The 21,617-nt window shown below is 29.2% G+C and carries 21 protein-coding genes and 1 pseudogene; 9 read left to right on the top strand and 13 right to left on the bottom strand.

What is annotated here, in order from left to right; genetic code table 11:
* Positions 1 to 454: 454 nt before the first annotated feature.
* Positions 455 to 1,141, bottom strand: a complete 687-nt coding sequence (locus tag AYC61_RS05300; protein ID WP_066497874.1) for a helix-turn-helix transcriptional regulator — start codon at positions 1,139 to 1,141, stop codon at positions 455 to 457.
* 518 nt (positions 1,142 to 1,659) lie between these two features.
* On the opposite strand from AYC61_RS05300, the gene AYC61_RS05310 reads away from it, so the two are divergent.
* The gene (locus AYC61_RS05310) at positions 1,660 to 2,058 is read left to right on the top strand and encodes a hypothetical protein (RefSeq protein WP_066497880.1); all 399 of its coding nucleotides are present in this window, start codon (positions 1,660 to 1,662) and stop codon (positions 2,056 to 2,058) included.
* A 413-nt stretch (positions 2,059 to 2,471) separates the two neighbouring features.
* Here the strand turns inward: AYC61_RS05310 and AYC61_RS05315 are convergent, their stop codons facing one another.
* The 5 genes from AYC61_RS05315 to AYC61_RS05330 form a co-directional block, all read right to left on the bottom strand.
* The gene (locus AYC61_RS05315) at positions 2,472 to 3,893 is read right to left on the bottom strand and encodes a 6-phospho-beta-glucosidase (RefSeq protein ID WP_066497881.1); all 1,422 of its coding nucleotides are present in this window, start codon (positions 3,891 to 3,893) and stop codon (positions 2,472 to 2,474) included.
* Between the two features lie 166 nt (positions 3,894 to 4,059).
* Entirely contained in the window at positions 4,060 to 4,830 is a 771-nt protein-coding gene (locus AYC61_RS05320) for a MurR/RpiR family transcriptional regulator (protein WP_066497885.1), read from the bottom strand.
* 67 nt (positions 4,831 to 4,897) lie between these two features.
* Entirely contained in the window at positions 4,898 to 5,410 is a 513-nt protein-coding gene (locus tag AYC61_RS05325) for a DUF1893 domain-containing protein (RefSeq protein ID WP_066497887.1), read from the bottom strand.
* 108 nt (positions 5,411 to 5,518) lie between these two features.
* Positions 5,519 to 5,830: a MarR family transcriptional regulator gene (locus AYC61_RS20595; protein ID WP_162265439.1), complete on the bottom strand. Its 312-nt coding sequence runs from the start codon at positions 5,828 to 5,830 to the stop codon at positions 5,519 to 5,521.
* A gap of 13 nt (positions 5,831 to 5,843) precedes the next feature.
* Complete coding sequence (locus AYC61_RS05330; protein ID WP_338026021.1) at positions 5,844 to 6,335, bottom strand: recombinase family protein; 492 nt, start codon at positions 6,333 to 6,335, stop codon at positions 5,844 to 5,846.
* Positions 6,336 to 7,479: 1,144 nt separating this feature from the next.
* On the opposite strand from AYC61_RS05330, the gene AYC61_RS05335 reads away from it, so the two are divergent.
* The 4 genes and pseudogenes from AYC61_RS05335 to AYC61_RS22275 all read left to right on the top strand — a co-directional run bounded on the left by AYC61_RS05335 (position 7,480) and on the right by AYC61_RS22275 (position 10,792).
* On the top strand, positions 7,480 to 8,586 hold the full coding sequence (locus tag AYC61_RS05335; protein ID WP_066497888.1) for a radical SAM/SPASM domain-containing protein: 1,107 nt from the start codon (positions 7,480 to 7,482) through the stop codon (positions 8,584 to 8,586).
* Between the two features lie 434 nt (positions 8,587 to 9,020).
* The gene (locus tag AYC61_RS05340; protein WP_066497889.1) at positions 9,021 to 10,256 is read left to right on the top strand and encodes an MFS transporter; all 1,236 of its coding nucleotides are present in this window, start codon (positions 9,021 to 9,023) and stop codon (positions 10,254 to 10,256) included.
* A gap of 138 nt (positions 10,257 to 10,394) precedes the next feature.
* A pseudogene (locus tag AYC61_RS22270) lies at positions 10,395 to 10,532 on the top strand (Tn3 family transposase); the annotation flags it as partial.
* 35 nt (positions 10,533 to 10,567) lie between these two features.
* The gene (locus AYC61_RS22275; protein WP_066497890.1) at positions 10,568 to 10,792 is read left to right on the top strand and encodes a Tn3 family transposase; all 225 of its coding nucleotides are present in this window, start codon (positions 10,568 to 10,570) and stop codon (positions 10,790 to 10,792) included.
* 171 nt (positions 10,793 to 10,963) lie between these two features.
* Here the strand turns inward: AYC61_RS22275 and AYC61_RS05350 are convergent, their stop codons facing one another.
* On the bottom strand, positions 10,964 to 11,308 hold the full coding sequence (locus AYC61_RS05350) for a MurR/RpiR family transcriptional regulator (RefSeq protein ID WP_066497893.1): 345 nt from the start codon (positions 11,306 to 11,308) through the stop codon (positions 10,964 to 10,966).
* Between the two features lie 244 nt (positions 11,309 to 11,552).
* Here AYC61_RS05350 and AYC61_RS05355 point away from each other — a divergent pair, with 244 nt between their 5' ends.
* The 4 genes from AYC61_RS05355 to AYC61_RS05370 all read left to right on the top strand — a co-directional run bounded on the left by AYC61_RS05355 (position 11,553) and on the right by AYC61_RS05370 (position 14,416).
* Positions 11,553 to 11,765, top strand: a complete 213-nt coding sequence (locus tag AYC61_RS05355; RefSeq protein WP_066497895.1) for a hypothetical protein — start codon at positions 11,553 to 11,555, stop codon at positions 11,763 to 11,765.
* Between the two features lie 373 nt (positions 11,766 to 12,138).
* The gene (locus AYC61_RS05360; protein ID WP_066497897.1) at positions 12,139 to 12,972 is read left to right on the top strand and encodes an ArsR/SmtB family transcription factor; all 834 of its coding nucleotides are present in this window, start codon (positions 12,139 to 12,141) and stop codon (positions 12,970 to 12,972) included.
* Positions 12,959 to 13,897 (top strand): ABC transporter ATP-binding protein, encoded by a 939-nt coding sequence (locus tag AYC61_RS05365; RefSeq protein WP_066497899.1) that lies wholly within the window; start codon positions 12,959 to 12,961, stop codon positions 13,895 to 13,897. The genes AYC61_RS05360 and AYC61_RS05365 overlap by 14 nt, the downstream gene beginning before the upstream one ends.
* 39 nt (positions 13,898 to 13,936) lie before the next feature.
* Positions 13,937 to 14,416: an ATP-binding cassette domain-containing protein gene (locus tag AYC61_RS05370; RefSeq protein WP_162265440.1), complete on the top strand. Its 480-nt coding sequence runs from the start codon at positions 13,937 to 13,939 to the stop codon at positions 14,414 to 14,416.
* 150 nt (positions 14,417 to 14,566) lie between these two features.
* On the opposite strand, the gene AYC61_RS05375 is transcribed toward AYC61_RS05370, so the two are convergent.
* From AYC61_RS05375 to buk, 6 genes are all read right to left on the bottom strand, one after another.
* Entirely contained in the window at positions 14,567 to 15,451 is an 885-nt protein-coding gene (locus AYC61_RS05375; RefSeq protein WP_066497905.1) for an SPL family radical SAM protein, read from the bottom strand.
* A 223-nt stretch (positions 15,452 to 15,674) separates the two neighbouring features.
* Entirely contained in the window at positions 15,675 to 16,946 is a 1,272-nt protein-coding gene (locus AYC61_RS05380; RefSeq protein ID WP_066497907.1) for an MFS transporter, read from the bottom strand.
* Entirely contained in the window at positions 16,927 to 18,369 is a 1,443-nt protein-coding gene (gene nhaC / locus AYC61_RS05385; protein ID WP_242866745.1) for a Na+/H+ antiporter NhaC, read from the bottom strand. The genes AYC61_RS05380 and nhaC overlap by 20 nt, the downstream gene beginning before the upstream one ends.
* A gap of 70 nt (positions 18,370 to 18,439) precedes the next feature.
* Positions 18,440 to 19,624, bottom strand: coding sequence for an aminotransferase-like domain-containing protein (locus tag AYC61_RS05390; protein WP_066497910.1), 1,185 nt, complete (start codon positions 19,622 to 19,624; stop codon positions 18,440 to 18,442).
* A gap of 11 nt (positions 19,625 to 19,635) precedes the next feature.
* Positions 19,636 to 20,532 carry a bifunctional enoyl-CoA hydratase/phosphate acetyltransferase gene (locus AYC61_RS05395; protein WP_066497911.1) on the bottom strand — a complete coding sequence of 299 codons (897 nt, stop codon included), beginning with the start codon at positions 20,530 to 20,532 and terminating at the stop codon, positions 19,636 to 19,638.
* A 15-nt stretch (positions 20,533 to 20,547) separates the two neighbouring features.
* Entirely contained in the window at positions 20,548 to 21,612 is a 1,065-nt protein-coding gene (buk, locus tag AYC61_RS05400; RefSeq protein WP_338026020.1) for a butyrate kinase, read from the bottom strand.
* Positions 21,613 to 21,617 lie beyond the last annotated feature (5 nt).

Consider the following 21,617-nt stretch of genomic DNA (forward strand, 5'->3'; position numbering starts at 1 on the left):
TTTTCTACACAAGTGCGAGTTGACTGACTCTCCTTAAAATACTTTATAACTCATTTATTTTAGAAATATTATTTATATCTGTTATAAATATTGTTAATTTTATTACTTCGTTGAGAGTAAACCCTATTACACTACGTAAATTTAAGATTTCCAATTACTTGTCTAATCTAATCTTTTATAACCCACCTACAATCTTTTCATTGCTGGATTAATGACAATCTGACCTTATGTAAATAGAAATCTCTTACCTTAGCAGATTAAAAATATGGTCCTACTACTTTTGGACAAAATCAGTTTCTTATCTTTTACATAAATCATCACCTCCTCTCAACTACCTTTTAAACAAATCATTGTTTACTTATTGAGAAAAATTTTATTGAAGCTTGATTCTATTGTAAATTATTGATATCAATTTCAATATTTAATAAATATATAAATTTAGCTCTTCCTGTCTTTACAGTTCATTAGGCTTATAGGAACCTATGCTTCTATAAACTGTCGTTTCTGAAACTTCTAATTTCTGAGATACAACCTTAACACTTCCTTTTATTAGGAAAAAGCCTTTTTTATCTAACTCAGAAATAATTTCCTTTTTCTCATCAAGTGTCATTCGATTAACAGGTACAGCTATATGTGAAAGAGCTTCATTTATCATATGGTGTGCAACATCTTCGATGGAATCATACAAAGCTTCAGATATATCCTTCTTATTTGGAACTGATGTCAAATTATAACTCGGTATTACTTTTTGACCTATAAGAAATTCTTGTAAGTAATCACTAAAAAACTTTGCTTTTGTAACGTCTATATTCACACACATCATGGCTATTATTTTATCATCATCATCCTTAATAAAATAAGTTGCCGATCTGATAATCTTTCCATCAATTGTTTTGCTTGTATAATTTACAAAATATTCATCATCAGTATATTCATTTTCCTTTAATATTCTTAAACCTAAATCTGTAATTGATCCTCCAATTTTTCTTCCTGAAAAATTATTTCTAATATAAATAATTGATTTTTCAACACTCTCAACATCATGTATTACTATTTCATACTCTTTACCTAGAAAATCGGCCCAGAAATCTGTTGTTTTGATATAACCCTTTAGAACTTCCTCTTTGCTTCTTTTTCCCATGATAACCTCCTTTTTTATTACTGAAAAATTAAATATTTAAATCCTTTATTAAACTCTAAAAAGCTCAAATAATCGGAGCTTTTTTTGATGAGATTTTTTACATGACTCATTAATCCAAATATATTTCGTGTAAAACTTTGCTCTGAAAAATATTTTTTTTCAGATAATTTTTTATCCAATATAATAATATAATATTTTTTGTCTGATTGCAAATATTTTTTCCTGAAATAAATTTTTTTCAGTCAATCATATTAATTGTTTTGTTTTTAAAATATTTCATATTTATTTAAAACATAGTATTCATGATATACTTTAAATTTAATGACATACTAATTTTAAAATAATTTTCCTGTGCTATTTAGCACACTTTTTGTCGTAATTTATAGAATCGTTGTATAAATCATGGTATAATATGGACATTAATATCGAACTTTTTAAAAATAGACCAAACAGGAAGACAATTGAATTCGATATGAATCTTTGTATAAAATATTTTATTTAAATGGAGGTTTTTTGTTATGCGTGTTATTGCAAATGATGAAAAGAATAATCCGGGAATTTATGATGTTAATAGTTTTTACTTTACAGGTGAACGAATAATCTGTGATATTGATGCTTACAATTATATTTGTATTTCAGTAAAAAATGGGAAATTCAACAAAGAAAATTTTATGACACTGTTAAATAAAATGCTAAAAGAAAATGCAGTAAACTTTATAGGTACCAATGCTTATATAAAGAGAAATACTAATGAAGTGGAAGTTGATTTGAAATCAATATCTACTGAATACGAAATGAAAGTTGATATTAGTAGCGTATCAGTTGATGAATATAATAGATCTGTATACATAAACAATAACAATCCTATACAAGTTTCCATGCAAGAACCTATAAGTGTTAAGATAGAGGCAGAATAGATTTGAATATGTATTAACATATTTTATATGGCAAGAAAAACTAATTTAGTGGTCTTGACAAATCTATTTATTATGAAGCGTCGAAACAGTAATATATAACATCACGTATGCTCAATGGCAACTTATATTTGGGTCCTAATTCTAGCTTAGTTTTATGAAATAAGTATAAGTAACATTCTCAGAGATATAAAAAAATAAAAAAGCTCTTGAAAAGGAAGTTGTAACTGACGAAAATAGATTAAAATCTTTACATGAAGAATAGAATAAAGTTGCAAGGGGACGATTTGAAGAACCGCCTTAATAAGTATGCTGTAAGGTTTATGTTGGATATTTTTTCATCCAGCATTTTTATCCTTTTTGTAGTATATCTGTTGTTTTATGCAAACAAATGAACCGTCCCCTTGTTTGCAAAATTAATTACTCTTGCTCTCTAAAAACTTTATTCTTTCCTCAAATTGTGGTAAGTATTCTTTGTGTGCAACCAACATTTCATCTAAAATTGTTTGTGCTATTTTACCACTTGGAACAAGTGGGTTAATTGTAAATGCTTGTAACGCAGTGCTATAATCTCCTGTTACCGCAGCTTTAATAGTGGTTAACTCCATGTCTTTCATGTGTTGTAACAATCCTCTACTTGAAACGTCAAAGGAACCCCATGAAAGTGGAACTGGTCCATTAGAAGTAATGATAGAACTTACTTCAACAACTACATCATTTGGTAGGTCAGAGATAGCACCATTATTTTTCGTACTTACTACCATATGACTACGCTTATCATTATATATAGAAGTAATTAATTCACATGCTGCATCAGAATAGTAAGCTCCTCCTCGTTTTGCAAGTTGTGGTGGTTTTATGCTTAAGTTAGGATCTTTGTAAAGCTCAAATAATTCTGCTTCTGTACGTTTTACTACTTCTGCACGAGTTTCACCTTTCTCAAAGGCTTCTAACTGTTCTTTTAACATATCATCTGTAATATAGTAGTATCTATGATACATACATGGAATAATACCTAGATTACGTACTTGATCTGGTAAAAAACCAATATTAGGAATATTTTGAACTCCAGCTTTTTCTTCAACACCTTCATCAACATTATTATTTGGATTTAATGGTCTCTTGATTTCTTCTAATGCCTTCGCCAATCTTTCAGGTGATGTATATGCAACTTCAATTACATCTTTAGTTTTTTCTTCTCCTATTTTATTCCACACACGATGCCAATGGAAATGATTTAACCCTCCAAAACGAAAGAATAAATCTTCTTCTTTTTCTTTTAAAGCTCCTGCTGCAATTTTGCTACACATAATAGGCACATTACATAAACCTACTACTTTATCCCAATGCCCATAACGCATAACTGCTTCCGTCACCATTCCAGATGGATTGGTGAAGTTAACTAACCATGCTTTTGGACAAAGTTCCTTCATTTCTTCCACAATATCTAATATAACAGGGATTGTACGAAAGGCTTTAAACATTCCTCCTGCACCATTTGTTTCTTGTCCAATAATTCCATGAGATAGAGGTATTCTCTCATCCTTAATGCGAGCATCTAATAAACCTACTCTAAATTGAGTAGAAACAAAATCTGCATCCTTTAGTGCTTTACGACGATCTAATGTTAAATTAATTTCCCAATCTAACCCAGCTGCTTTAACCATTCTCTTTGCCAAAGCACCAACAATTTCTAGTTTTTCCCTTCCAGCTTCAATATCTACTAACCATAGTTCTTTGATTGGTAATTCATCTTTTCTTTTTATAAAACCTTCTATTAATTCTGGTGTATAACTTGATCCACCACCAATAGTTACTATTTTCAAATTCTTTTTCATATTCATCCCTCCGTTTCTATAATCATTATAATTTAAACTATTAATGATTAGAATATTCATAGCGCTTATAGTCACAAAGAGGATTATTTAGTTACATGTTCCACCTAAAAAACAAAGTGTTTTTTAAACAGCAAAAAACCCCCTTAATAATTTTTAAAGGAGTTTCTTAACACTCTGAAGTTGTTTTTATACTTTGCTTTTTTAGCATGGTTAATTTAGCTAAAGCTTCAATTATATACATTGCGGGAATTTGTGAAGTTATATCTACTTTGCCCCATGAATTCTCATAAGCTAACTCTCTTTGTATATAATATGAAATATTATAATCTGTCATTTTTGCTAATGTGCTATTCTTACTGTTGGTGATAGAAACTACAGTCGCCTTACTTCTTTTCAAAATTTCTGAATTATTGACTAGCGCTTCAATCTCTCCTTCAACAGATAATGTAATTATTATTGTTTCACTTGGAACTTCAAGGTTTATTGGAAACATTGGATTATTAACCCCTGTAGAAAAAATCCCAACATTACAAAAATAGCGACTAGCATAATCAGCAATTATTCCTGAATTGCCTACACCTAAAAATATCACATGTTTCTTTGATGCTATAATTGTTGCAATTTTATCGAGCTGATTTTGAAAAGCTTGTGTATTTGCTCTTTGCAAAAAATCCAGGACTATTGAAAAATCATATCTTTTTTGGTGGTTCTTACTCTTCTCTGCTTCCAACTTATATCTCACTTTGAATTCAGAAAATCCATCGCAATTTAATTTTCTACAAAATCTAGTGATAGTAGTAGTTGAAACATGAGCTTCATTAGCCATTTCTCTAATGGTCATGTAGGCAATTTTCTCGCTATTTTTTAATATAAAATTATAAATCTCATAATCTAGCTCACTAAATTGACTTAAAGCTTGTTTAGAAAATAAACTCACAGTGTATCACCGCCTTCTCAACATTATAAAATATTAAATATTAAAAGACAAGTTTCTATCATTGTAGTTATATGTTTTTTATGCAAACAAATGAACCGTCCCCTTGTTTGTTTATTTTGTTTGTTTTTACGCAGTCTGCCGTCCCCTTGTTTGTATTAAGTTTTAATAATGTTTTTCGAATTGCCTCATAACCTTCATGTATATCATTTATATGTGTAACAGAACATTCAATAGGACATTGTCCATCTTTAGTTCGATTGATAATAAACGGAACTATTTTGCAATATTTTACTTTTATATTGGATTTAGTCGCAAAATCAAGAGCTACTTGACTAATAATAGGTGTTATAACCTGATCTGCTCCAATGAGTATTGCAAGTATGATTGCACCTTTACCAATAATTCTATCTACAACAGTTAATGGCTCTGTTGAAGACCCATAACTTGAATAATAATCCATCATTGGTTTTACTCCTTTTTGCTCAGAGGTAAAAACAATCTGATTATGTTTCAAAACAAAACATGTTTTTTCTGGATTTTGTTCTAATAACTTAATTAACTGATTAGATACTGTCTGCATTTAAAAACCTCCTAAGAACTAAAACTAATATTGGAACTAATATCACTTGATGGTTTTGCAATGTTGTCAATACTATTTTTTAACATAATTACCACCCTCTCCATCCTGTTATTTTTCTGTCTCTATTTTTTTTATATACTTTATCAAATATTGTTTTGTAAAGTCAAACATGTCTAATATAATACTTTCATTATCATTTATAAAATTTAAAAATTCTTCAGATGGTTCACCAAAAAAATCTTCATGAAATTTCTCATGCCCTTGATATGCCAATAATCCTCTTTTCGTTAATTTAAAATATGTATTTTTATTATTCTCAAGTTTCTTATACCGACTTAATAACTCTTTCTTCTCTAATTTTTGTATTATCTTAAAAATAGCACCTTTTGTAACACCTAATCTTTGCGCAATTGTAGTCATATTGATTTCGTTATTATCTTGAATAAATGCCAAAGTATGTATTTCTGATGGATACAACTCTTCCCCTAGCTCTTGCGGATGAAAGCCCAGCTAAGGTTCTCTCTCTAATGATATCTCTTTCAAATTCAGCTAGAGAAGCAAAAATATGAAACATTAATTTACCTGTTGAGCTAGTTGTGTCTAGGTTTTCTTTAAGGCTTAAGAAGCCTATTTCTTTTTCATTCAATTCATTTATAATTTCAATAAGGTGTTTTAATGATCTTCCAGATCTATCTAATTTCCAAACAACAATAATATCTCCTTTTCTTGCATACTCAAAAGCTTGTTTGAGTCCCGGTTTTTCTTCTTTAGCTCCTGAAACTTTATCTGTAAAAATTTTTTTGCATACTGAACTTTTGAGAGCATCTATTTGTAAATCTAGATTTTGCTCTCTAGTTGAAACTCTAGCATATCCTATTTCATAATTTCCCTCCAGATTATTTAAAATATAATAAAATTGTCCTATAACTCAATTAGAAAGTCAAGTTATAGGACTCTGTTTTTAGTATAAGTTTTTGAACTGATTTTCAACCTTTTTCATATATTTTTAGCGTTATTACAAATAGTCCGAAAAATCTTCGTTTTTGGAACTGTTAGCACATAAAAAAACGAAGTGGATTTTATGACTTAAACCATAAGTTTGCTCGTTTGGTAGCTTTATGCTTTATTATTATAGCTCTAATTATGAGTATAGAATAATTTAAGGTTTAAAACAACAATTATATGATTTGTTGTTTTGTAAAATTATAGTTCAAGTAAAAATTTCTTATATTAAAATCTACTTTGTCCCTGCTTATAGCTTAGCTGGTACTAAATCATCTTGGGACAAAGTAACAAAATCATTTATTTTACATATTATTTCTATAGTAGTTTTGATAACTACTGAAATTAAATTTTATAAAATTTTTACATTATTCAGATTATTTAGTAAAATTACATTAATATTACAATTTCTATTTTAAATAATTTTCTACAAATTTTCCATTATTTATATGATAGAATCAATTTGTATTTACGTTTAAATATCAACATAACTTTTATAAATTGCAAAATTGCATTAGAAGTGCAGTAATTACGATGTTTTTATCTCACTAGAAAAATATGGTTATAAGTTGAAGACTACAAGCTTACCTTACAAAAAAGCAGCTAATTACTATGCTGCAACTAAACTTTATAATGGAAAAAATGGAAATTGAACAATTATTATTATATTTGGTTTAGAATATTTAACTTTAATTTGCAAGTTTCGTGATATAACCCTTTTATAGTTAGTATTTGGATTATACACGTTACTATAAAATATCTTATGGAGGTGAGAAACAAATGTTAAAAACAAATCAAGAAGCATTAGGAAAACTAATTAAACGTGCAAAGATTCATTGTGAAGCTTCTGGAGCTTGTGGCGCTTCATGCCCAGACTAAAATTTTTACGAGCGCGTAATTTCTCAAAGAGAAATTACGCACTTATTTCAAATTAAAAGTGAATAAGTAATCTTATTTGATAGACATTTTTTCAAAATAGCAAAGCATAACTTGAAGACTATCTAAATAGTATTATTTTGTAAACTTAGTTAACAATTAATAAGATAAAGAGATAGGTAGGGGATAAAATGTATTCTGATTATCATGATATTTATTCAAAGTATGACCTAAAAAAAGGAAATTTAACATTTATGTATTTAAATATTACGAATAAATGTAATTTAAGATGTCGGTATTGCTATGATGAAACATCTAGAGTGTCTAAGGACACGAGATCTTTATCATTAGAGAACTATCAGGAAATTGCACGTGATTCTAAAAAATTAGGATTAAAACGTATTTGTATTACAGGAGGAGAACCTTTTGTTAATAAAGATTGGTTTGAAATAGGAAAAGCTTTTTATGAAGCAGGCATATCAATATCTTTTAGTTCAAATGGCACATTGATCACAGAAGATTCTGCTAAAAAGCTTAAAATGCTTGAAGCTGATATTCAAATAAGTTTAGATGGAAATGAAGATGTTATGCATTTTGTAACAAGAGTTCCAAAGACATTTAATAAAATAATCAAGTCAATTAATCTTTTGAAAAGTGAGGGTTTAAAAGTAACACTTAACAGTGTAATTGGCAAACACAATCGAGATATGGTTAAATATATAAATCAGATTTCTAAAGAAAAAAACATTATTACGCGCATAAATTTTTACTATAATTCGCTTAATGATGGTGAAGGGAAAATTGCTCCTCTTAGTATTGAGGAAATTGATGAAATAATATATGAAGTTAATGATATGGCAAAGACAAATAAGAATCTAATAATGGCGCTACCACCTTTATTAACCCCTGAAAATATTAATGTTGTTGTCAATCCAGGATGTGGTTGGGCATATCATGTTGCTGGTATATTACATAATGGAGATGTTACTGTTTGTGGAATAGCTTCTGGTTTGCCTGAATTAGTAGCAGGAAATATATTAAACACTTCATTCTATAAAATATGGACAGAATCAGAATTATTTAAGAAATTGAGAAAAAATGATGTTCAACAACTAAAAGGTCTTTGTGCTGAATGTCCTGTTAATAATATTTGTTTTGGTTATTGTAGGTTAGATTCATATATACGTGAAAAAGATATTTGTGGAGGATTCAATTTATGTCAACAATATTATAAAGCTATGCTAGATGGTAGAATTAAGAAAAATGTATTTCCATCAAAAATATTAGAGCTTTTTTAGATTAAGAAGTTTGTAGAATAATCAAGGGGTTCCGTCAACATTTCCGCCTTAACTTTGCTATATAAAATGATAGAGCATCATAGAATACTATGAAGTCTATCGTTTTATATAGTAGAGTTAAACTAGAGATGCTGTTGGTACCTCTGAATATAAAAAAGAAACTGAGCTTATTTCAAAGATAGAGCGTGTACATAAGGAGATATGTGAAGCCTGTGTTACATGCAACTGCACGGCTTAAAAAAGAAGGGATATTTAATATATTTTGCAATAAAACAGTAAATGAGAGTATAACAATTGCAAAACATTTAATATTTTATAAACAAAGTTTACACTACTAGCAGCATAATGTAGAAGTTTCATACTCTTATCATTTTACAAAAATAAGATTTAAAGATATTTAAAGTCTTGTAAAAATAACAAAAAGGTGAAAAATTATGAATATAAAAATTATTAATCGAGATTATGCTTATTTTATATATGGTCAGATGATTTCTGAATTAGGAAATACAATCCATAGAGTAGCAATGATATGGACAGTGTATAAAATTATAGGAAGTGGTAGTAAAACAGGATTACTATATGGTTTGGTAATAATCCCTGGAATAATTTTAATGCCTTTCGCAGGTGGAATAGTAGATAGTTTTGATAGAAAAAAACTTTTAATTCTCTGTGATATAGCTTCAGGTATAAATATATTGATATTAACTATTCTTTTTTGGAGAAATAATTTAGGTTTTTTTAGTTTGTTGGTTGTACTAAGTATTCAATCGGTAGTGTTCTCACTTGGTTCTACAACACGTAGCTCATTAATTCAGAATATTGTTAAAAAAAATGATTATATAGAAGCGAATTCAATACATATTTTTGTTAAAAATTTTACGCAAATAGCATTACCTTCAATTGGTGGTTTATTAATAGCGCGATTTAATCCAGGTATTTGCTTTATAATTAATTCTCTTACTTTTTTTATAGCTACATTATTTACATTTGAAATTCAAAATTATAAATTTATCAAAAAATTAAACCAATCATTTATTGATAAAATAAAAGATGGTTTTTTGTATGTTTTAGATAGAAGATATTATCTAAATTTCATATTTATTTTTATGATTCTTAATTTTCTTATTGCTCCACAAGAAATGCTGGTAAGAATTTCATTAGATAAGTTGGAAATTGGTGTTGAATATTACGGTATGTTTGAAACAGCACTTGCGCTAGGAAGCTTGGTTATTTCTTTTATTATATCTAAAAATAAAAAATGGAAAGAGTATAGTAATACATCTAGAGAAAAAAAGATGCTATGCTATGGAATCTTTTTAATAGCTATAAGTTTTCTACAATTTAGTTTTACAAGCTCTACTACTCTTCTACTTTTAGGTGGGTTTATAAACGGAATAGGTTTGACAACATTAAATGTTGCATTTTTTTCATACCTACAACGAAGTATTAATAAAGATTTTTATGGACGTGTTATCTCGATTATATTTTTCTTGAATGAAATCCTTAGACCATTAAGTTATAGCTTTTTTGGTTACTTAACAGATCAGATATCTATGTCATTAATCTTTATAATAATATTTATTGTTTTATGTATACTTTTTGCTTTATTTAAAAACTTTGTTCAGTTAAAAAATTTGGAAAATACTTCTTTAGAGGATATAGACCACTAAATGCAGATTTACAACGCTAAGGCAGTTTTAGAAATAGAACCCTAAGAGCCATGGCTTATGTGTATTCCAAATATTTTCCATTGGGTTTTCACCTGATGACACGGATGCTGGTTTAGCATAGGATATCCAGTTTCAGAAAATGGTGTTTTATATCATGAAACCGATTTGAACATAGAAGAACATTATACTGACACAGCTGGTTATACTGACCAAATATTTGGACTTAGTTATCTTTTAGGATTTAGATTCGCTCCACGAATTAGAGATAAGCTATATTCTTTGGTAAACGTGGAGAATTAAGAGAAAGGAATATGCAAGCTCAATTACAACTAGCTAGTGCATTAAATATTCTTATCAATACTATTAGTGTTTGGAATACAACGTATTTACATGAAGCTGTAAAATATTTAAGTACTAAAAAAAATATAGACAAAGCATTATTGGGTGTTCTATTTTGTAATATTAAACCTAAAAAAGAAAACCCAGTAAGAGTTAATTCTCCTACTGGATTAAATCCTACAAACTATTATATGTAATTTTTATACATCTATTTTCTCACACTCACTTACCCTGCGTAATTACAATGAAAAAGTCGTTCTAACCCCCATAATTAATACAATAGCATACTATGAATACGCTCAAATATTACGAATAATTTATTTGCTAATTTTTAAAGTCTTTTAATATTGTAATTCTATATTTTAAACCTATTTCTTTGATGCTATAATTGTTGCAATTTTATCGAGCTGATTTTGAAAGGCTTGTGTATTTGCTCTTTGCAAAAAATCCAGGACTATTGAAAAATCATATCTTCTTTGGTGGTTCTTACTTTTCTCTGCTTCCAACTTATATCTCACTTTGAATTCAGAAAATCCATCGCAATTTAATTTTCTACAAAATCTAGTGATAGTAGTAGTTGAAACATGAGCTTCATTAGCCATTTCTCTAATGGTCATGTAGGCAATTTTCTCACTATTTTTTAATATAAAATTATAAATCTCATAATCTAGCTCACTAAATTGACTTAAAGCTTGTTTAGAAAATAAACTCACAGTGTATCACCGCCTTCTCAACATTATAAAATATAAAATATTAAAAGACAAGTTTCTATCAAAGAAGTTATTAACCGAGGTCTTCCATAAGTATTTCATTATTGATTTTTTACTATTAACCTGTTTCCTCAAAGTTCAACTTAATAACTATACTAAAGGTATATGTTTAAATTTTTTGAACTTAGAATTTCTGTCCTTATTGTAGTTAAAATGGATTTTATATGCAAACAAATGAACCCTCCCCTTGTTTGTACTTACTTTAGTTCATCTTGTTGCACCAACAAGTTGTGAAGGTGTTAGAGACTTCTTAAACTTCAATGAAAATATATGGAATTGGGATTACATCTTTGATGGTGTTGAAAGTTTCATAGATGATAAAGAAAATCATAAACTTAAGTTCTTAGAACCTAAATCTGACTTCTTTAAAAGACATGAGAGCCAGTTTAGAAAAAGATAATATAAGCTTAATAATTAATCTTTAAAATATGAATTAATCGTTTATTCAAGTAAAAAACACTAATCTAACTTTATGAGTTATAGATTAGTGTTTTTTATAATTGATAGTTCTATATTTTAGTTCTATATTTTTTATTTTTATATTTTTTATTTTTTAATTTTCTCATTCTATGTTTAACTTTCATTTTATTTTTCACATTCTTTATAGTTAGTTTTTCAGACTTAATTAACTTTGTTCTATAACTATTAGATATCATCTAAAATCTTTAATGTCTATCTAACTTTATTTCATGCATATCTAATATTTAAAAAATTATTCTATTGACATCTAATTATATTTATTATATTATATATTCATAAAAGGAGATGATATTATGTTAGATACTTACGAAAGAATTTGTATGTACGAAAATAAAAATTTAAATCTTAGTATATGCAAGCCTTTCCAAAAGAATTTAAGTCTTTTAAAGTCTTATGCTTCATATTTTATCTTAAAAAATGAACCTCTAAATTTCAGTGGTGATTCAAAAACTACTTTTATTAATCTAATGCTGAAAGATGCTGATTGTTTTGTTGCAGACAACACGATTAGTAATACTTTGGATAGTATTCTTCAGTGTAATTTTAACGACCTTGAAAAAAAACAACTTATTGAATTTTTATATTTGGATAGTAGTATTATTAATGAAATCAATAGCTTTGACATTCAAATACCCGATGATTTTAAGGATAAAGAAAAGATTTTATTAAAAAAACTACAAGATCCTAAAATAATAAATAGCTTAATAAATTTAAAATTTGATAATTCAGTTACTATTACCACTAATATAAACATAGTAAATAAAGACAAAGTTGAAGTTACATTCTTTGGAGATTACGGAGCTATTGTAAATGTAGGATACATGGTAGATTTGGACAAAAGAACAAAATATGGTTTTGAAGATTATTTAAAACTGTTTAAAGCGCTAGGTGATACATCTAGACTTACCATTGTAAAAACACTACTAGCATCACCTAAAACTGCATCTCAGCTTTCAGAAGCTACAAAGTTAACACTACCAACAATAAATCACCATCTTAAGACATTGATGTTATCAGGCATAGTATGTCCCACATTAACAACTAAAAGCCATAAAGGTACAATGTATAAAATAAATGTAGATTTAGCAAATGGGTTAATTGAAGGTATTAACAATGCGTTATCGTAGATTCTTTTTAGTAATGCTACTTATGGTATTAGTTAGTAGCATTACTACTTTAACTAGCCCAATATTAATTAATATTTGGATGAAAAACTCCTGTGATTTTTCACTCGATAAAATTTTAGTCTTATTTATTGTATTAATACTAACGCTCTGCATAGAACTTGGATTAACATACTTCAGAGAAAGATTTGCAAAAAACTTTAATATAAAAACAGCGAAAGACATGCTTCTAGATTTTTTTCATATAGACTATGATAAGCTACAAGACATTGGATCGATAAACTATATTGAACGTATATCTATATCAGTGAATAGTTTTTACAAATATTATACCGGAGATGCTATTACAATATGGTGTACCTTTTTAATTCTCACTGTAATATTAATATTGATTTCTCTACAAAATGTATTAATGTCATTTTTAATGGCGCTACTTATACCTATTAATTACTTTGGCTATAAATTATTAAATAAAGAGTTATTGCGACGCTCTAAAAAACTACAAACTTGCACATCTAGTGGATGGCAAGATATTCTCTGCATCACTGGCCAAGTAGATTATCTAAAACAATGCAATAACTATGATTCTGTTATTAATCAATTAGATACCCCATTAAATAAAATCTATAATTCAATGGCAGAAGTTAATATCTTTGCTCAACTTACAAGCAAACTCTTATCCTATACTAATCAAATTGTTCAAATAATATTTATGGCTTTAATCGTCTATAAATTCATAAATAATAAAACTAGCCCTATTTCCCTAATTCTATACAGCATAATATTTCCTCTCTATTTCTCAAACATAAATACTCTTGTAAGAGCTAATTTAAATAAAAGAGATATGATAAACACAAAAGAATTTGTCAACGATATGAAATGTAATCGCGAAAAAAATGGAGATTTATCAGTTGAATCAATTTATTAAATCACTTTTGACATTCCTAAATTAACTATTAAAGATAAATTGTTAGCAAATAATATATCAGGAGTATTTAAAAAAGGAGATGTGGTTTGGATTAGAGGAAACAGCGGATGCGGTAAGTCCACTTTAGTAAAATTAATTCCTAAATTTCGTACTATCAATAGGATTTTAGTTAATAATATCGACATTAGAAATATAACAAATAAATCGATTAGAAAAAAAATTGACTATCTTTCTCAAGATGTACCTATTATCAAAGGTAGTCTCAGAGATAATTTATTCTTTAATAAATCCTATAATGCAGAATTAGAAAAGGAATTAATAAATAGTAAACTCTTATCAAGCATTTTCGTTAATAAAGATATAAATACCCTAATAACCGAAAATGGCGCTAATCTTTCTGGAGGTGAAAAGCAAAAAATTGCTCTAGCTAGATGTATATATAACAAAAGTGATGTTCTTATCTTGGACGAAGTAACTAGTAATATCGATACTGAAAGTGCCTTTGATAATTCATTCTGATAAAATAATCTTTTTAATATCACATGATGATATGCCAAAAGCTATTGCAACTAAAGAATTAATATTAAGTAAAATATAACAGGTATTTTTCTATTAATACCTGTTTTTTAAGCACTTGAATTTCACTTTAAAGTATTACTTTCAATCATATCAATCGTCTATATTATCAAACAAACTCATCTGTATCCCTGAATTTTTCTCCTCAAATGTCCTCATATATTTAAATATCTTATTAATATCAGTCTCTATACCATGCTTTTTACATTCCGAAAAAAGTATATTTAGTAACTCATTATGTCTATCACTTCTTATTTCGTATCTACAACCATATTTCTTTATATATTTTGATTTTAAATGTGGAAAATGCTCGTCTAACTTTGAGTAATAATATTGCCTATTGCCGTCTCTTAATGTCAATCCCATTCCAAAACATATGACTCCATATACTTTTGCCTTTATGCAATAATCCAGCAGTCCTCTAATATTTTCTTCAGTATCATTTATATAAGGTAATATCGGTGACAGCCACACTACTGTAGGTATGTTATTTTCATTCATTATCTTAAGAACTTCAACTCTTTCTTTTGTACTACAAACATTCGGCTCAATTTTTTTGCATAGGTCTTCGTCATATGTAGTTAGCGTCATTTGAACCACACATTTTGACTTAGCATTGATACTTTTAAGAATATCCAAATCTCGCAATATAAGATTTGACTTCGTTTGAATAGCTAATCCAAAACCATATCTATCAATAATCTCCAAAGCCTTTCTCGTCTGCTTTATCTCATTTTCAACATGCATATATGGATCACACATAGCACCTGTACCTATCATACACTTTTTTCGTTTTCGTCTAAGTGTCATCTCCAACAATTCTATAGCATTTGACTTTATCTCTATATCTTCAAAGTCATGATTCATATTATAGCATGAACTTCTACTATCACAGTAAATACATCCATGTGTACATCCCCTATATAAGTTCATACCATTTTGAGCAGATAATATTGCTTTAGCTTTTTTATAGTGCATATTTACCTCCTATAAGGTGCTTAAAATATATTTAAAATAATTATACCACTAATAATATGACGCCATTATGTCATATTACTTCTAAATTAACACTTATAATACCTCTCATGAAGATAAAAACTATTATGATACATAACAAAAAAACATTTATGATAATTCCTATAAACAGCTAAAATTAGGAACTATGCATAAATGTTTTCATTATCGATTATCTAAAAGTAACTTATTTATTTCCTGCGGCTACTTGCAATTGTTGATTTTTCTTTTTAAGTCTCAAAATTAATACTGCTGCAACAAAGCCAATTACTAGTACTATTGCTTGGAAAATAAACATATAGGAATATGCCGTATTACCATACTTATCTAACCAGTGGCCAAATAATACGAACTGAAATAAATCAGGAGAAAATCCTACCGCTGCCGCCACACCGATTGTAGAAGCTGTCTTGTCTCGTGAAATTCCACATTCTGTAATTGTTGCATAATATGCGCCTCTTCCAATATATACCCCTGCTGAAAGTATAACAGTTAATACAATTATTATTGCTGCTGTTACATTAGTAGCTATTAGCAAGTAAACTAATCCTAAAAATCCAACAACATATACACCCATTAATACTTTTGAAGGTGAACCTATTTTATCAGTTAGAAATCCACCAATTGGAGCACCCAACAAGGTCATTCCATGTTGCCTTAATATTGCTATCCATCCTGTAAATACAACTGTTACACCAAGTACATCTGTAAAATAAGGTGTGAAATATGACATTGTAGTTAAAAATGAATATACTGCAAATATAGAAATTGCAACTAACCAAGTTGCTGGATTTCCTCCAATTTCTTTGAAATCCTTAATAATATTAGTTTTTTCTGATTTGTCTTTTTCTTTTTTAACTGGATTGTCAAGTACAAACCAAGCAATTATAGTTAATATAAATGATAATACAACAATTGAAACTATGGCAGCTTTCATTCCAGAAACGCCTTCCATAAATTTCACATAGAAGAACATCATTATCATATTAAAAACAATATTAAATATACCAATACAAGTCTCATTAAATCCAAATATTTTACCTTGATTTTCATCAGTTGTAAGGTTCCTTACAATTTTAATATGAGTTGGATAGTTCATAAACAAACTTGCTATTGCAAATCCAATCCACATAAGTATAGCAAAACCGTATGATGGATAAAGGACAAATCCCAAAGAAAATACTCCGTTTAATAAAACAGACAATACATATACTATCTTGTAGTTAAATCTATCTGCAACCCATCCACCAACAGGTGCGCCGAACACATTACCAAAACCATAAATAGTAATTAGTAAACCCATCTGTGTATTAGAAGATCCTAAAAATTCTTGAAATGGATCATACCATACATATTGAAGAAACGGTATAATATATACAATCGACCAGCATGCACCTAATGTCAACAAAGTAATAATTAATTTTATTGAACCTGTTTTCTTAATTTTGTCGTCTTTCATAATACCCTCCAATTTTTTGATTTTGATCTTTATTCAATTTAATTACTTTAAATCCCACAATAGCAAATATAGAAGCAACGATTGGATTTAATAAGTTCATAAAGCAATAAGGTAAATATTTTAATGGAGAAACTCCCATATAAGTACTAACTGCTACAGCACATGTACTCCACGGAATAAGTGGTGAAGTTATTGTGCCTGCATCTTCTAATGCTCTTGACAAATTTTGAGGAGCTAATCCCCTATTATGATATTCATTTTTGTACATTTTACCAGTAATTAATATTGATAAATATTGTTCCCCAGTAGTTAATATTACACAAATTGATGTTACCATTGTACAAATTATTAACAATGCATTATTTCTAGCAAGCTTCATTATTCCTTTTGCAATTGACTTTAACATGCCTGACCTTTCCATAACACCACCAAAACTTAGTGAACAAAATATTAAAGATACTGTCCACATCATATTCTGCATTCCTCCTCTTGAGAGGAGATTGTCTACCATTTTATTGCCCGTATTAGCAACATATCCATATTGAAGAGCTTTCCCAATAGTACTTATATCAGCATGCTGGAAAATAACTGCACATATCAATCCAAGTAATACAGAAAATAACAATCCAGGTATTGCCGGTGCTTGTTTTACCATGATTATTATAATAATTACTACAGGTAACATTAAAAATACATTAATATTGAAACTCTTATCTAAAGCTCTTGTAATCAAATCGACTGTGCCTTGATCTATCTTACTTGCAGTATATCGAAAATTTATAATTTGAAATATTATTCCAGCTAGTATAAAGCTCGTCATAGTTGTCCACATCATGTTTTTGATATGAACAAATAAAGTTGTACCAGATACTGCAGGCGCTAGATTGGTAGTATCTGAAAATGGTGACATTTTATCGCCAACAAAGGCTCCAGAAATAACAGCTCCTGCTGTTACTTCTGGTGGGATGCCTAATCCCATACCTATACCAATTAAAGCAATTCCTATTGTACCGCATGTAGTCCATGACGAACCTGTAGAGATACCAACAACTGCACTTATAACTAAACATGTAACTAAAAAGAAATTTGGTGATAACAGTTTTAATCCGTAGTAAATAATCGTAGGTACAATACCGCCAATAATCCAAGAAGCAATAATTAAACCTATTATACAAGCTATAAGTATAGCCTGCATTGCAGATTGAATTGAATCAAATATCCCCTGTTCAATTTCATTCCACGAATTTCCAAGATAAACAACTGATATTAGTGAAGCCACCACAGTAGCTATTATCAATGGTATTTGAATATCTACATGAAATACAAATAATGAACTTAGCAATAAAATAATTACTGCAAATATTGGTATTAATGAAACTATTAAAGATGGTGTTTTTATGTTTACTTTGGTATCAGTATCCATTTTCATCCCCTTAATCTTTGCGACATAGAAAAGAAAGTAAACTTTATTATACATAGTCGCGCTAAGTTAACTATTTACAGACTTCTTTTAATAAATCTGAGAATATTTTCATCCCCTTGTGAATTTCTTCTATAGATGGTACTGTGTAATTTAATCTAATAGTATTTTTTGCTCCATCATTTGCATAGAATGGAGCACCAGGAATAAAAGCTACTCCTCGCTTTATAGCTTCATCTAATAATAAATTTGCATCCATACCTTCTGGAAGTTCTAACCACATAAACATTCCGCCTTCTGGATCTGTATACTTAATTGATTTAGGAAAATCATTTTTTATGTGTTCAATCATTGCATCACATTTTTCTTTGTATAAACGCTGTATTTTCTCTACATGTTTGTCAATATCATATGTAGTCATATATTCATATACCTGAAGCTGAGCAAATTGGTTACATTGTAAATCTAGACCTTCTTTTAATTTCTCTGCATAGTTTGCAATTGCCTTATCAGCACATATATAAGCAACTCTTAGCCCAGGACATAGAATCTTTGAAAAAGATCCAAGGTACATAACTTTGTTCTGAGTATCCATTGATTTTAAACTTGGTATAAATTCTCCCTTAAATCTGATTTCTCCATAAGGATTATCCTCAACAACTACTACATCATATTTATTGACTACTTCCATAAATTCTTTTCTTCTGTTATATGACCATGCCTTTCCAGTAGGATTCTGAAAATTAGGTATTACATAAATAATCTTAACACTATCATTTTCTTTTAATTTCTTTTCTAAATCAGCAATTACCATACCTTCATCATCAGTATCAACACCCATAAAAACTGCACCATAAGGTCTACATGCATTAATCCCACCAAGATAACTAGGGCTTTCTGTCAATACAATATCGCCTTCATCAATAAACATCATAGCAGCAAGTGATAATCCTTGCTGAGAACCAGTAGTCATGGTAACGTTTTCTTTAGTACAATTAATTAGTTCTTTTTCATTTAATCTCTCTGCTAGTTTTTCTAGTAATGGAGCATAGCCTTTTGTAAGTCCATATTGAAAAGCTGTCTTTCCTTTATTGTCTATTACATTTAAAGTTGCTTGTCTTAAATCATCCATCGGAAATAAATCCGGATCAGGCAAACCCGCAGCAAATGATATTACTCCTGGCTTGCTAACTATTTTTTTCTGTACAGCTCTTATTGCTGAAGCCTTTAACCTATCCATTTTAATTGAAAATCTCATTTCATTACCTCCTATTCATCCGCTGATAAGCATGCCAACGCTATTGAATTAATTTTTATTTCAGGTGTATCTGATCTTGAACCAAGTATTACCGGAGCTTTTGCACCTAGAACTATTCCTGCCCATTTGGCATCATTAAATTTAAGCCATGATTTACCTAAAACGTTACCAGTTTCGATATTAGGAAATACTAGCAGGTCTACATCACCGGCAATTTTACTATCAATTCCTTTGTGTTTTGCAGCATATGCATCAAATGCTACATCAAATGCAATTGGTCCTTCTGCAATACATGATGGTATTTCACCCTTGTCCACCATATCTACTAAATCCTTAGCATCTACAGTAGATTTAACCTTTGGATTCACCATTTCATTAGCTGTTAATATTGCAGTCTTTGGATTTTCGAATCCGAGATTTTTCATTGCCAACAGTACATTAGTCATTATATCTTTTTTTTGAGATAAGTCTGGAGATACATTTATACCACTATCTGTACAATATATTAATTTATGATACTGCGGCAATTCATAAACTGCTAACAAACTCAATAATCTTCCCGTTCTTAATCCATAATCTCTATTTAACACTCCACGCATATAAGTAGCTGTATTGACTAATCCCTTCATCAATATTTTTGCATTGCCATCTCTCACGAGTTTAACAGCTGTTTTTATTGATTCTTCTTCATTATGACAGTCAATTACTTTATAATTTGTAAATTCGATTTTATTAGCAATTTCATCTATTTTTTCTTGATTTCCTACTAGAATTGGTTCAATAAAGCCCAATCTTGCAGCGTCTCGTACAGCAGTCATAACAGCCTCATCTTCAGCGACAGCTACACTCACAACGCTAGGCTTAATCTTACTAACTTTTTTAATTAATTCATCAAAATTTTTAATCATTAGCTCCTCCACATATTAATATACTTTAGGTTCTTCCTCGCATCTTAATACTCGCAGTGCACCAAGGGCAAGCGCTTTCATTTCCATTTCACCTGGTATTACTTCAACTGGTGCTATGAATTTTACTCTCTTAATTACTTCTCTAACTACACGTTCAGAATATGCAATTCCGCCTGTAAGTATTATTCTATCAACATTTCCATATAGACTTGCTGCATACCTTGATATCTCTTTAGATACTTGATACATAAAGGCATCTAATACTAATATTGCTTTTTCATCACCATTATCATATCTCTTTTCAATTTCAATCATATCTTTAGTTCCAAGATAGTCATACATTCCACAGTAGCCGCTTATTCTTTTTATAAATTCTTCTCTCGTATATTTACCTGAATAGCAAAGCTCTACAAGCTGATACGATAGTAATCCTCCGCATCTTTCTGGAGAAAAAGGACCATCAGAACGTCCACCACTTCCGTCAATCATTTTACCTTTGTTATGAGATACAATTGATATTCCTGAACCAAGATGCGCTACAATAAAATTACATTCTTCATATTTTTTACCTAGTTTTTGAGCCGTTTCTCTTGCTACTGCTTTATGATTTAAAGCATGAAACCAGCTAAGTTTAATTATATCAGATAAACCTGTTATTCTGCATATGTCATGCATTTCATCTACAGACACAGGATCAACTACAAATGCTCTTACGCCAATTTCATCTGCTAATTCCTTGGCAATTACACAGCCTAAATTTGATGCATGTTCACCATTTATTGCATTTTTCATATCATTTATCATAGAATCGTTAACTTCATACGTACCACCAGGAATAGGCTTCATTAATCCCCCTCTTCCTGATATACAATCCATGGATTTCAAATCATATCCATTTTCAGAAAGTACTTTTTTTATCAAATTTACTCTATATTCATATTCATCGAATACAGAAGCAAAACCTTTTAAATCTTCTCCTGAATGTTTTATACTGTATTTAAAAACTTCCTTTTCATCATCATAAACTGCAATCTTTGTAGATGTTCCACCTGGATTAATTATTAATATTCTCATTTTCAAAACCT

It is taken from the genome of Abyssisolibacter fermentans, from assembly GCF_001559865.1.
Lineage (GTDB): Bacteria > Bacillota > Clostridia > Tissierellales > MCWD3 > Abyssisolibacter > Abyssisolibacter fermentans.